Here is a 13066-nt window from a genome sequence, read left to right as displayed (position 1 = left end):
ACATATTTCATTATATTATAAAGGGAAGATAGTGTAAATATAAGGAATTAACCATCAAAGTATACAAAAAAGATATACAATATTTTAGATTTGTAACCTATGTTACAGAAGTTAGGGAAAATAATAATTATAATAAGATCATATACTAATAAATTAAGTGGAAATCATCATACAAATGAGGTGGAATAAAAATGATTAATAAGGATATTATAAGCATTGATGAATTATTAGAAGGGTTAAATAGATAGGAGGAGTGAGAATATGAGTTTATTTTTAGGTAAAATACATTATTGGCTATTCAATAAAATAAAATGGTTTGAAGGACTGGAAGAAAATATAGTTGATTGGGCAAAAGAGAAAGGTGATTTTCCTGTAGATGAGTGGAAGAAAGAGATATATAACAAATATGGTGCACCAATAGAAAACAAGCCATTAGAAGAAATCGTAGATACTTCTAACATACATGGATGGTTACAAGATAAAATATCTAGAGGTGAAGGAAGGCAGAGTGCGTGGGTTACAAAAATATTAAAGAGTTCTCCAGAAAGCATTAAAGATTTAATAAATATATTTGAAAAACAGGGTGGTAAATTAGGCAGTGAATATGCAGAGAAATCCACAGTATCCGCGCCTATGGAAATCTATAATATGTTAAATGACTATATATTAGAAGGAATGCCTTGCGATAGGGTAAATGAAACGTTAGAAAATAGTGAAGATACATACAGCTGGATAACTACTAGCTGTTTACATGAACCATATTGGCAAAAGGAAATGGGAGATGTGAATAATTTTTATATACTTAGAGAAGCTTGGATAAAGTCTTTTATAAAAGCTTTAAATACCCCATTTAATTATTATACATTTATTAAAAATGGTATGAGGGTTCACGAGATTAAAAGATAGGGGGATAAATATGAACGCTATAGAATTGATGGTTGAAGAACATAAAAACATTAAGAGAATGCTAAAGGTAATAAGAAAATATTGTTATAAGGTACTTAAAAATGAAGATGTAGATTATAACGATTTTTACAGAATAATAGATTTTGTTAGAAACTATGCTGACAAACATCATCATAGTAAAGAGGAGAATATATTGTTTATTCTTATGGATGAGGAATTTGATATGGCGAAAAAAGGGCCAATTACAGGAATGTTAATAGAACATGATTCGGGAAGATTATATATGCATAATTTAGAATTGGCTTTAAAAGAATTAGAAGATGGCAATGAAGAGGCTAAATTAGATGTAATCGCTAATGCTATATCCTATACAGATTTATTGAATCGTCATATAGATAAAGAAGATAGTATTATATATACTTTTGCAGAACGTTCTTTATCAGAAAAAAGTAAAGATATACTCAATACAAGAAGTAGAGAGGTAGAAGAAAAGGCAAAAGAGACAGGTGTTCAAAATAAATATATTTCTTTAATTGAGGAATTAGAGAAGAAAGTTAAAGTGTCCCAATAATAAGGGACACTTTTGTTTTTATATGATTAATATGTAACTATTTTTTAAATATACCGAAAGGTTTTCCCACAGGTAAAAATTCTCTTTCAAAATGCGCATTTAAAACTGATGCTGCAGAACCATAAAATGAAAATAGTGATATTAATAGTTCTGAATAACCAGCCAGTTTACTTGAAAATCCATAAGCTATGTGGAAGGAGCTTAAAGATAGTCCTAAAAATAAAAGGGTTATTAAGAAGAATATTATAAATAATACCTTATGTGTTTCCATCGCTCCTATAGTCATATAAATAGTAAAAATTAAATAACCGATAAATGCAAAACCAAGTTGTTTAGGATCAGCAGTAGATGCTAGTTTTTCACCGAATACTCCCATTTGTATTAACCAAGAAGTAGCAGTACCAAACCAGAAGAAGGCATATCCACCAAAAGCGGTAGCTCCAAAGACATTGTTCTTTTTAGCATCATTGATACAAGCAAATAACTGTGCAAATGCACCTAAGAAAATTGCCCAAGGAATTACAAGGGATACTTCACTAGTAATTCCAAGTTTCTGAGTAGAAGCTACTAACGTAACCATAGCTAGTCCTAAAAGGCCTAAAGCTGATGGATCAGCGGTAACAATTTTTACATTTTGAGTCTCGTTTGATTTCATATAGTCCTCCTAAAAATATAATTATAAATAGACACAACCGACATAATATCATCAATTTTGACTTAATGCAAACAAAAAGTATAAAAAAAGCTAAAATAACAGCAAAGACAGAAAATAATGAATTTAAAGAAGTAAATATGCTATAATTGTTTAAAAGTTTATAGCTAAAGGGGGCTAATAAAAATGGGTATAGAAGCAGTTAAGGAAGAATTTAAAAGTAAGAAAATTAATCTTGAAATTTTAGAGTTTGATGTGAGCAGCGCTACTGTAGAGTTAGCTTCAAAGGCGCTAGAAGTTGAACCAGGAAGGATAGCTAAAACAATGGCTTTTAGGATTAAGGATGAGACAATCTTAATTTTGGCTAAAGGAGATATGAAAGTAGATAATAGAAAATTTAAAGATGTTTTTTCAGCTAAAGCCAAAATGCTCTCATCGGAAGAAGTATTAGACATAACGGGCCATCCTGTAGGTGGTGTTTGTCCTTTTGGTTTGAAAAGTTCATTAAAAGTATTTTTAGATCAGTCGCTAAAGGTTTATGATTTCGTTTATCCAGCTGCAGGTTCGCCTAATTCAGCGGTAAAGATAGGTCTAGAAGAGTTAGAAAAAATTACAGATGGAACCTGGATAGACGTATGTAAGTAGTCATAAACACATTAAAAATAAAAAAAGAAAAACAATATGGTGTAGTAGAATTTTACTACACCATATTTAATAATTTATTTTTCTATAAAGAACGAAATTATATACAATATCCATATATGGATTGGATAGAAAGAGTAAAAAAGATATTTTAAATCATTACCTTTCTTACCGTTATAAATATAAAAGAAAGGTATGGAAAAAATCATCATCCATTGAATATTTTCGTAAAATAACCCTTGGTAACTTAAATTACCCATGCCAAAAAATAATGATAATATACAATAATAAATAATTAAAGCATTGTTATTTTCTCTATACTTATAAAAGATATATGTCATAGCTAAGCCTAGAATGCTTGCTTCTGTAAACAGTGAAAGAAAAAATATGACTATGGTTCTAAATTTACCTAGGGAACTATTTTTTATAGCATTTTCCTCCATAGAAATTAACCACATTATGCAAAAAGCCATAGATAAAAATATATTATTTTTTAAAATTTTCAAATCTGGAAAAATTACAGAGAGAACTACAGGAATTATGGCAAAAATAGAAGCACTCAATATCATCCTATCTTTATTCTGCTCAGAAGATTTCCATAGAAAATAAATATCTATTAAAAGTAATATTATGAAGGCTAAAAAAACTATGTAAGTATTAAAATTTATTGATTGATTTCCTTGGGGAAATAATATAGAGAAAAATGTATTACCTATAACCATTATGCCAGCGGCTATAAAAAGTCTTTTGGCATAATTATTTTTATTTCTAGTATAGAAATAGCCGTCTATAAGTAAATAGAAAAACACAGGAGCAACTACTCTACCAATGTAATTTAACCAAATGGGAGTGTTGGGAATAAAACTGCCTATATGATCTAACAGCATAAAAAATAACATTAACAATTTAAGTTGAAATCTATTTAACATTCCAATGATCCTCCTAGTATGAATAGTTTTAGTATATTTTAATTATATATTATTTTATAAGCTATTTTGCTATAAGCATTAAAATAAATTGCATCAAATTCTTACAAATTTATTCTTAATATATTTGTAAGAATTTTGATTGATTATTTGTAATAGTTATTATCTAAAATATAGTTGAAGTCTAATGAGGAGCTTATGCACATGGTATAATATCTAAGGAAAGGGGAGAATTTTATGGAAAAATACAATGTTTTGGTAGTAGATGATGAAGATGAAATAAGAGATGCTATAGAAATATATTTAAAAAGTGAAGATATATTTGTTTTTAAAGCCAAAGATGGCATAGAGGCTTTAGATATTATTCAGCAACAAGATATACATCTTATAATTTTAGATATTATGATGCCTAGAATGGATGGAATAAAGGCAACTTTTAAAATAAGAGAGAATAAAGATATTCCTATAATAATGCTATCTGCAAAATCTGAAGATACAGATAAAATATTAGGACTTAATGTTGGAGCAGATGATTATATAACTAAGCCTTTTAATCCATTAGAGCTTGTAGCTAGGGTAAAATCACAGCTCAGAAGATATATTAATTTTAAAGGATACGAAATTAAAAAAGAAGAAATAAGGATTGATGGACTCATATTAAATAAATCTACAAAAATGGTCACTGTAGATGAGGAAGAAATACGATTAACTCCTACAGAATATAAAATATTAGAATTGCTTATGGAGAATAAGGGAAGGGTTTTTTCTATTGATGAAATATATGAAAAAGTTTGGAAGGAACCTTTTTTTAATGCAGAAAATATTGTAGCAGTACATATTAGAAGAATTAGAGAAAAGATAGAGATTAATCCAAAGGAACCTAAATATTTAAAGGTGGTGTGGGGAATTGGATATAAAGTGGAAAAATGAATATTCTGCAGTAATATCTATAATAGCTATAATAGTTTTTATAGATAGGTTAGGTATAAAGAACTTTATAAAGATTACATTTGTTGTATTATTAATGTTATGTATTATATTAAATACATTAAATATATTAGACATAATAAAGTTAGTAGACAATAGGAAGGAAAGAAAGGTTAAATGGGAAAAGGGCGTAATTAATACAATTAGAACCACTGTTAAAGACAGCTTTATAATTAAGAGTATTATGTTTAAAACAACTTTTATTATTATGCTTACAATACTCTTCGGTATGGCTATAGTAATTGGATATTTATCGCTAGAGGATTACAATAGTTATCTTTTGTTTATTTCACTATTATATGCTTTATACTATCTATTAGTAATACCATACTATATATTAAAAAAGATAAGTAGTTTAAATAGAATAATTAAAGGTACAGATGAAATAGTTTCGGGTAATTTAAATTATACAATTGAAGAGGAAGAAAAAGGAATGCTATCAAGGCTTGCCTACAATATAAATAATATGAAACAAGGATTTAAGAATTCCCTTGAAAGTGAAATGAAAAGTGAAAGATTAAAATCTGAACTTATAACTAATGTATCTCATGACTTAAAAACTCCTTTAACTTCTATAATAAATTATGTAGATTTGCTTAAGAGAGAGAATTTATCTAAGGATGAGATAGAAGGATATATAGGGGTCTTAGATAGAAAAACTCAAAGATTAAAAATACTTATAGATGATTTATTTGAAGCTTCTAAAATTGCTAGTGGATCTGTAGAACTTAACGTTGAATTAGTGGATATAGTTTCCTTAGCTAATCAAGCTCTTGCTGAATTTGATGAAAAAATTAAAAAATCACCTTTAACATTTAAAATTAACTTGGGCAATGAAAAAATACATACATATCTAGATGGAAAAAAAACATGGAGAGTATTTGAAAACTTAATAAATAATGCTTTAAAATATTCTCAACCTAATACAAGAGTATATATAGATTTAGAAGATAAAGAACATAATATAATTTTTACTATAAAGAATGTTTCAGCCTATGAGATGGATTTTAATGTAGAAGAGATATTTGATAGATTTAAAAGAGGAGATAAATCAAGAAATACAGAAGGATCAGGGCTAGGACTAGCTATTACTAAAAGCATTGTGGAAATGCAGGGAGGCAAGCTAGAGATAGAAATAGATGGAGATCTTTTTAAAGTTATGGTAATATTTTGTAAATGAGTGATTTTCACACCTATAGTCTTTGCAATTTTAAAGATGCAAATTATGTAATATTATTTCATAAAGCAAGGGATAGAATTTTAAAAGTAAGATTCTATCCCTTAATTATAATTATTTTTTATATTGATATATATGAAATTCTAATATTACTGCCATAACAGTTTCATAATTAAAGTTTTCAGGAAGTCTATTTTTAATGAACTTATAATCACTATTCTCTAACTCACTAATTATTTTTAAAATAACGTTTTTTTCTTCATCATTATAGTATTGTTTTAAATCTAAATTAATATCTAAATCATTACCTTCCTGTATGAATTTAAGTATATATCCCATTATAGTTCCAATAGAGCATTCTAATTCATCACTAATCTCTTCTATGCTCCTACCTTCCTTAAGCATATCTATAGCAATTTCATTATTTTTTCTAGTTTCTCCATCTATAATCAATCTAGATTTTCCTTTATGAATCCAATGAGGAATTATATTAAATTCATCCAAATATTCTTTAATAACTTCTAAAAATGAATCACCGTATTTTTCAAATTTTATAGGGCCAACACCTGATATATCCAATAAATGTTCCTGGCAAAGGGGGTATCTTCCACTCATTTCTTTCAATGTATTTATAGAAAAAATTCTAGTAAAATGAATATTTTCTTTTTTAGCAATTTTATTTCTAACATCTTTTAATCTAGTGTACAAATTCATATCAGTAGCCACTTCAAATATATCTTTATTTTCCTCATTAAAGCTTGAACTAAGGTTAATATTGTTATCGCCTACATAAGTTATTATTTTGTTTAAAAACAATTCGCCATATCGTTCAAACTTTACCTTACCAATCCCAGAGATATTCATCATATCCTCTTCAGTTTTAGGATATTTACTACTCATTTCTCTTAAAGTATTATCATGAAAAATAACATAAGGGGGAACTCCTTCGGACTTTGAAATCTCTGCCCTTAATTCTCTTAAGATTTCAAAAAGGTTGTTATTAACACTTATTTTTTCAACCTTATTTATCTCTTTTAACAGCACTTTCTTCTCATTCTTTAATATTTTCATTGATTCCATATTTAATAAGAGAGTTGGATATTTACCATCCTTTAGATCTATATATCCATGGGCTATTAGTGTATTAATAAAATTACTGAGATTTTCTTTAGAGTAGTCCTTCATTATCCCATATGTAGAGAGTTCATTAAAGTTATATTGTAGAATCTTCTGTTGACTGGAACCTCTTAGCACATCTACAACAATACCAACCCCGAAACTCTGCTTCATCCTATAAATACAAGAAAGAACTTTTTGAGCATCTAGAGTTTTATCTACAACTTCTCCTTCTATTAAGCAATTACTACAATTGCTACATTCATCATAGGAAACATCCTCACCAAAATAATTCAAGATATACTTTCTTAAGCAATCATTATAATGAATAAAATCTACTATCTGCTGAAGTTTTTTATATTCATTTACTTTTCTCATAGGTGATTGAATGCTTGTTTCAATAAGATATTTTTGAGTTATTATATCTTGGGGTGAAAATAATAAAATACATTCACTGTTCTCACCATCACGGCCTGCTCTACCTATTTCTTGATAATATGATTCTATGTTTTTAGGCATATTATAATGCATTACATACCTAACATTTGATTTGTCTATTCCCATTCCAAAAGCATTAGTGGCTACTATTACTTTTGCTCTATCATAGACAAAGTTTTCTTGATTATTTTTTCGTTCTTCATTAGATAAGCCTGCATGATACTTTGAAACTTCTATATTATTATCAGCTAGCAAAGAGTAAATTTTATCTACATCTTTTCTTGTAGCAGCATAGATAATCCCTGAATCATCTTTATTTTCCTTTACATACTGGAGCAAAAACTTTGTTCTATCTGGAACTTTTAATGTAGAGATCTTTAGGTTTGGCCTATCAAATCCTGATACTAATACTTTAGGATTATTAAGCCCTAATAGATTTACTATATCAGTCTGTACTTCGTCAGTTGCTGTAGCTGTAAAAGCTGTAACCACAGGTCTTTTATTTAGGGTTTTTATAAAAGTAGATATGTATTTATAACTCCCTCTGAAATCATGACCCCATTGGGAGACACAATGAGCCTCATCTATTGCGATTTGAGATATATTTAGATTCTTCATAAGTTCACAAAAGGCTGGGGATTCAAGACGCTCGGGAGCAATGTATAATAGTTTAATTCTATCTGATGAGAGATTAAATAATATTTCTTCAATCTCTGAATTGCTCCTAGAGCTGTTAATGTAGTCACATTTGATTCCTAATTCTTTTATGCCGTCAACCTGATCTTTCATAAGGGAAATAAGAGGGGAAATTACAACTGTAATACCACTGAATATTAAAGATGGTATTTGATAACAAATAGATTTTCCTCCTCCTGTAGGCATTATTGCTACGGTGTCTCTATTTTCTAATATGCTTTTTATTACCTCTTCTTGGGGTTTTCTAAAATTCTTATATCCATAATACTCATTTAAAGCAACTAAAGCTTCGCTAAGCAATTAATTCACTCCTAACATAACATGTTAATTATATTGTAACACATTCTAATACTATCCTAATGAGATAATTTTAAACTGTTTGCAACTATTCTATTAGCTCCATTAATAGTAGTTGGTAGTATCCATTATTTATGATAAAATAATGAAAACACTTAATGTTTATGTTAATTTTATTAGAGATACATTCATTTCCTTATTTCAATAACATTTCTAATCTTTTATTTTAATCCATAAATTTTTGAAATTCTAATAAACATTATAATTTTTTAAGGAAAATATAATATTTACTTCATGATAGATTAAGGTTTGTATTCTATAATGGATAATAAGATACGTAAATGGATAATAAAATACGTAAACGAATATATTAAAAATATAAAGGAGCTTAGTATGATGACATGGATAGCAAATATATTTATTTAATTTTTACAAGAACAGGAACATGGCTCTCACAGGCAATAGGTGCTTTCTCTGAAACTAAATATGTACATGCATCAGTTAGCTTTGATAGCAGCTTTAGAAAGATGTATTCTTTTGGCAGGACTAACCCTAATAATCCTTTTTCGGGAGGATTAGTTGAAGAAAGCTTATATGGTGGAGTTTATAGAAAATTTAGGAGAAGTGAATGCTTAATATATAGAGTACCTGTTACTGAGGAACAGTACAATTCTCTTAAGAGAGAAGTAGAAATTTTTTTAACAGAAAAACATAAATATAGATATAATTTCTTAGGATTGTTTGGAGTATTACTAAACAAACCTTTTAAAAGACAAAATTATTATTTTTGTTCACAATTTGTCTCTGAAATATTAATTAGAAGTAGCATTTATGATTCTAATAAAATCCCTGAACTAATTAGAGCAGAGGACTTGCTTAAAGTTAAAAATAAGGAAATGATGTACGAAGGATTTATTAATGATTACTATAGATTTGATTGCTTGTATAGCTTAAGCTAATTATTGATTAATAAAAATTTAGGAATTATATAATAATTTTATAAAGATTTTTATTTTAAAAACATATTATTTAAAATAAAAACTACCCCGCTAAGTAAACTTTGTAACAGTTATTTACTGTAATTGCTTAACGGGGTTATCTTGATTTTAAGATTATTTGTCATGCCAATGCATCTGAGGAGTTTTTACTTTTGTAGGATAAAAAGTTTTTAACATATTTTTAATTCCTAATTTGTTTGCCTTTAAGTCTCTTAAGCTAAAAAAACTTTCACCTTTAACATTTTTATTACTTCTTGCATATTTAACTTGATTTATAATCTCATCTCTTTTACCCCATGCCTGACCGTAAGATTTTACATCTCCTAGTTTATAGGCAGCATGTCCAATATATAAGTGAACATTTTTATCTTCAACTTGCTTTGACCACCAATCAACTAGTGTAGCATAAGGAGAGTGCTTATTTTGAAATTCCCAATATATTTGAGGAACAATATAATCAATCCATTCTTCGTCAATCCATTTTTTTGAATCTGTATATATAGCGTCGTAGCTACTTAATCCAGTAGTAGGTGATCCTCCAAAAGAAGTTCCATTTCTCCATATACCAAAAGGGCTAATTCCAAACTTTACATGAGGCTTTATTTCTTTTATTCTATTGTTGAGTTCTTTTATAAATTTATTTACATTATCTCTTCTCCAATCAGCTATCGAAGAGTATTCTTTACCGTACTGCGCATATGTATGACTATCCTGAAAAACAATTCCTTTTTCAGGATAAGGATAAAAATAATCATCTATGTGAACACCGTCAATATCATAGTTTTTAACAACCTCTAGTATAGTATTTATTGCATAATTTCGAGCTTGTGGAACACCTATATCTAACCAGTGATAGTTTCCATATTTAATTATCCAATTAGGATTATTTTTTAATGGACTACCTTTAGGCAGACTATTTATATAGTTCTGCTTATTAAAGTATTTAGCATTACTATCGATTCTAAAAGGATTAAACCAAGCATGAAATTCTAAATTTCTACGATGAGCTTCATCTAAGGCAAATTTTAACGGATCATATCCAGGATTTTTTCCTAAGGTTCCTGTTAAATATTTTGACCATGGGGCATAAGAAGATGGAAATAAGGCATCTCCCATTCCCCTAACTTGAAAGAATACAGTATTCATATTATTTTCTTGAATAAATTTCATATTTTCCACTAAAGTTGATTTTTGTGCCTTTATATTTTTATAATGTTTATTTGAAGGCCAATCTATATTGTGAACAGTTGTCATCCAAACAGCTCGTACCTCAGCATCAGTAGATTCCTCCATTCCGTGAACTATAGATTTCCTTGGAAATATAGTAATAAAAACCACAAATACAATAAATAGTGATATTTTAGTAATTAATCTTTTTTTCAAATCTATTTCTCCAATCTTATTTGTTATAAATAATTATCGATTTTCTTATGAAATTATTTAATGGTTTTGCTCGTTTATATTGTTTTTCTTATTCCTAGTCATATTTGACGATAAGACCTAATAGTTTCGAGAGGGAAACTGCTTGCATTGGAGACACCATAGCACCAGATAAATCTTCTATCCTTACACCAATTCCTTCTATTTCACAACTACTTAAATCAATACCATTTAAGCTTGTTCCTGATAATTCTGCTTGTTGCAAATTAGAATGAGAAAATTCAACTTCAGAAAAACGAGATTGTTGGAAATCTATGCTATGTAATAAAGAATTTTTAAAGCTTACTCTTTTACAGTGAGAAAATCTAAAAAATGCATAGCGACCATTGCAATTATCAAAGGTAACGTTGTGAAGAGTGGATTCACTTAAATTTATACCCATAATTTTGCAGTTTATCATCTCAACTCTATGTAGGATTGCACCGCTCAGATCAGCATTAGACAGGTCGCAGTTTTCAAATTTAACATCTGTCAAATCAAAAAACTTAAATGATACTTCTTTGAATATGACATTCTTAAATACAATTTGTTTTAAGATTACACGTTCTGCAGCTTCATTTTCAATGGAACAGTTGGGAATAATCCCCATAGAGATAAAGTCCTCATCTTGTATATTAACAAAAGGTTCTAGTATATCTAATATCTCTGGTATTTGGGGTGGTAAGATTTTATTACGTTTTTTATTACTCATAAAATTCCTCCTGTTTCATTTAAGTTAGTGAAATGATTTTTCCACAGTTTAGTAATATTGTATCATTTAGCATTTATTTAATCAAAAAATTATCTAATAATGCATAAAGAATATTTAAGAAGGGTTTTATTGCTTTTGAAGAATGTTATTAAGCAAGGTATTAGGAAGGGGAGTGTGATTTACTTGTAGAGAATAATTTCTTATCGTATAATATAGTAAATAATGTAAAAATTTTCTTATGACAAAGTATATAGACTCAATTATCATTGTCATCCAAAGGGGGATAAATTTGAAAAACAGGGTTATTGATTGTGTGCTGGATGTTTGTCCTATTCCTTTAATAAAAGCAAAGCTTAACTACAAAAAATTAACTTCGGGAGAGAGTGTTACTATAGTCACAGATCATAGTTGCTCCTGCCAAAATATAAAAGATGCCTTTAGTAAAATGAAGGCATCTATAAGCATAGAAGAGGAGATGGGCATTTGGTATATTACTATAACAAAGGAATAATACTAGCTATAAAGCTTTTAGATCAAAAGAATTAAAAAACCTTTTGTATAATCAACAAAAGGTCTCTCTTCCATATCTTTTAATATAGTTTATGAAATCTTTTATGTAGACATTTGAAGCAATATGCTTATTATATATCATACTTATCTTGCAGTCAGATATTTGCTCAATTATACTAGCCTTTTTCAAAACTTTTGAATGAATCTCTTTTTTCACAGAGGTATAAGGAACTATGGAAACTCCATAGTCTGCCATAACAGAAACCTTTATCGCTTCAATAGAATCTAGCTCCATTTCAACATTTAAATTTTTAATGTTTTTCATAGATATCAGTGCATTAATTATCTCTCTAGTGCTCGTCCCTTCTGGTGGAAGTATTAAGGGAAGTTCACATATCTCCTCTATACTAATATTAGTTTTATCTATATTTCTTTTATTAGAGTAGATAAATACTAATTCATTACTACATATTTCACAACATTCCATGCCTTTTATATTTGTTTCTCCATTAATAAAACCAATATCGCAACTTAAATCTAATACATTATCGATAACCTTTTTGCTCTCCTCAATTCTAAGATTAAATTTAAGATTATGCCTATCTTTTTTATAAAGATGCAATGTACAGGGTAAAAGATATTGGCCAACTGTACTACAGGAACAAATTTTTATATTTTGCATATTAGACTTCTTTAGTTGTTCTAATTCCTTTATCATGTTTTCATATATATTTATTATAGTTTCTGCATAGCTTTCAACGATTTCACCTTCCTCGGTTAAGAGAAGGCCTTTATTGCTTCTTATCATTAATTGAGAGTCTAGCGTTTTCTCTAAAGATTGTATTTGCTGACTTAAGGCAGATTGTGTCATGTGAAGACTTGATGCAGCTTTTGATATGCTATTTTGTTTTAATGTTTCTAAAAATGATATTAAATAATTTATATTCATAACTTCTCCTCTTTTAGATTGTTAATGTTTTAATTATTCAAAGACTATTATATCATATAATTATACCAAT

The 13066-nt window shown here is 28.3% G+C and carries 13 protein-coding genes; 7 read left to right on the top strand and 6 right to left on the bottom strand.

What is annotated here, in order from left to right:
* Positions 1-261: 261 nt before the first annotated feature.
* Together KQI86_RS18625 and KQI86_RS18620 are read left to right on the top strand one after the other, a co-directional pair.
* Positions 262-906, top strand: a complete 645-nt coding sequence (locus KQI86_RS18625; protein ID WP_216440931.1) for a hypothetical protein — start codon at positions 262-264, stop codon at positions 904-906.
* Positions 907-916: 10 nt separating this feature from the next.
* Positions 917-1477 (top strand): hemerythrin domain-containing protein, encoded by a 561-nt coding sequence (locus KQI86_RS18620; RefSeq protein WP_216440930.1) that lies wholly within the window; start codon positions 917-919, stop codon positions 1475-1477.
* A gap of 37 nt (positions 1478-1514) precedes the next feature.
* Here KQI86_RS18620 and KQI86_RS18615 read toward each other — a convergent pair whose 3' ends face one another.
* The gene (locus tag KQI86_RS18615; RefSeq protein WP_216440929.1) at positions 1515-2132 is read right to left on the bottom strand and encodes an acetate uptake transporter; all 618 of its coding nucleotides are present in this window, start codon (positions 2130-2132) and stop codon (positions 1515-1517) included.
* A 183-nt stretch (positions 2133-2315) separates the two neighbouring features.
* Between KQI86_RS18615 and KQI86_RS18610 the strand changes: the two genes are divergently transcribed.
* Positions 2316-2774, top strand: a complete 459-nt coding sequence (locus tag KQI86_RS18610) for a YbaK/EbsC family protein (RefSeq protein WP_216440928.1) — start codon at positions 2316-2318, stop codon at positions 2772-2774.
* Positions 2775-2848: 74 nt separating this feature from the next.
* On the opposite strand, the gene KQI86_RS18605 is transcribed toward KQI86_RS18610, so the two are convergent.
* Positions 2849-3700 carry a TraX family protein gene (locus KQI86_RS18605; RefSeq protein ID WP_216440927.1) on the bottom strand — a complete coding sequence of 284 codons (852 nt, stop codon included), beginning with the start codon at positions 3698-3700 and terminating at the stop codon, positions 2849-2851.
* A gap of 234 nt (positions 3701-3934) precedes the next feature.
* On the opposite strand from KQI86_RS18605, the gene KQI86_RS18600 reads away from it, so the two are divergent.
* Positions 3935-4627 (top strand): response regulator transcription factor, encoded by a 693-nt coding sequence (locus KQI86_RS18600; protein WP_216440926.1) that lies wholly within the window; start codon positions 3935-3937, stop codon positions 4625-4627.
* Complete coding sequence (locus KQI86_RS18595; RefSeq protein ID WP_246582898.1) at positions 4605-5864, top strand: sensor histidine kinase; 1260 nt, start codon at positions 4605-4607, stop codon at positions 5862-5864. The genes KQI86_RS18600 and KQI86_RS18595 overlap by 23 nt, the downstream gene beginning before the upstream one ends.
* 111 nt (positions 5865-5975) lie before the next feature.
* Here KQI86_RS18595 and recQ read toward each other — a convergent pair whose 3' ends face one another.
* Positions 5976-8411: a DNA helicase RecQ gene (gene recQ, locus KQI86_RS18590; protein WP_216440925.1), complete on the bottom strand. Its 2436-nt coding sequence runs from the start codon at positions 8409-8411 to the stop codon at positions 5976-5978.
* A gap of 398 nt (positions 8412-8809) precedes the next feature.
* Between recQ and KQI86_RS18585 the strand changes: the two genes are divergently transcribed.
* Positions 8810-9367 (top strand): hypothetical protein, encoded by a 558-nt coding sequence (locus tag KQI86_RS18585; RefSeq protein WP_216440924.1) that lies wholly within the window; start codon positions 8810-8812, stop codon positions 9365-9367.
* 153 nt (positions 9368-9520) lie between these two features.
* Here the strand turns inward: KQI86_RS18585 and KQI86_RS18580 are convergent, their stop codons facing one another.
* The gene (locus KQI86_RS18580; protein WP_216440923.1) at positions 9521-10789 is read right to left on the bottom strand and encodes a glycoside hydrolase family 10-like protein; all 1269 of its coding nucleotides are present in this window, start codon (positions 10787-10789) and stop codon (positions 9521-9523) included.
* Positions 10790-10883: 94 nt separating this feature from the next.
* Entirely contained in the window at positions 10884-11537 is a 654-nt protein-coding gene (locus KQI86_RS18575; RefSeq protein WP_216440922.1) for a pentapeptide repeat-containing protein, read from the bottom strand.
* Positions 11538-11826: 289 nt separating this feature from the next.
* Between KQI86_RS18575 and KQI86_RS18570 the strand changes: the two genes are divergently transcribed.
* Complete coding sequence (locus KQI86_RS18570) at positions 11827-12048, top strand: sulfurtransferase TusA family protein (protein WP_216440921.1); 222 nt, start codon at positions 11827-11829, stop codon at positions 12046-12048.
* Between the two features lie 51 nt (positions 12049-12099).
* Here the strand turns inward: KQI86_RS18570 and KQI86_RS18565 are convergent, their stop codons facing one another.
* Complete coding sequence (locus tag KQI86_RS18565; RefSeq protein ID WP_216440920.1) at positions 12100-12996, bottom strand: LysR family transcriptional regulator; 897 nt, start codon at positions 12994-12996, stop codon at positions 12100-12102.
* Positions 12997-13066 lie beyond the last annotated feature (70 nt).

It is taken from the genome of Clostridium mobile (assembly GCF_018918285.1).
GTDB classification, from domain to species: domain Bacteria; phylum Bacillota; class Clostridia; order Clostridiales; family Clostridiaceae; genus Clostridium_AW; species Clostridium_AW mobile.
This window is presented reverse-complemented; position numbering and strand designations above follow the sequence as displayed.

Coding starts and splice junctions, on each gene's coding strand:
- KQI86_RS18625 (WP_216440931.1), top strand. CDS start 262: ATGAGTTTATTTTTAGGTAAAATACATTATTGGCTATTCAATAAAATA.
- KQI86_RS18620 (WP_216440930.1), top strand. CDS start 917: ATGAACGCTATAGAATTGATGGTTGAAGAACATAAAAACATTAAGAGA.
- KQI86_RS18615 (WP_216440929.1), bottom strand. CDS start 2,132: ATGAAATCAAACGAGACTCAAAATGTAAAAATTGTTACCGCTGATCCA.
- KQI86_RS18610 (WP_216440928.1), top strand. CDS start 2,316: ATGGGTATAGAAGCAGTTAAGGAAGAATTTAAAAGTAAGAAAATTAAT.
- KQI86_RS18605 (WP_216440927.1), bottom strand. CDS start 3,700: ATGTTAAATAGATTTCAACTTAAATTGTTAATGTTATTTTTTATGCTG.
- KQI86_RS18600 (WP_216440926.1), top strand. CDS start 3,935: ATGGAAAAATACAATGTTTTGGTAGTAGATGATGAAGATGAAATAAGA.
- KQI86_RS18585 (WP_216440924.1), top strand. CDS start 8,810: ATGGATAGCAAATATATTTATTTAATTTTTACAAGAACAGGAACATGG.
- KQI86_RS18575 (WP_216440922.1), bottom strand. CDS start 11,537: ATGAGTAATAAAAAACGTAATAAAATCTTACCACCCCAAATACCAGAG.
- KQI86_RS18565 (WP_216440920.1), bottom strand. CDS start 12,996: ATGAATATAAATTATTTAATATCATTTTTAGAAACATTAAAACAAAAT.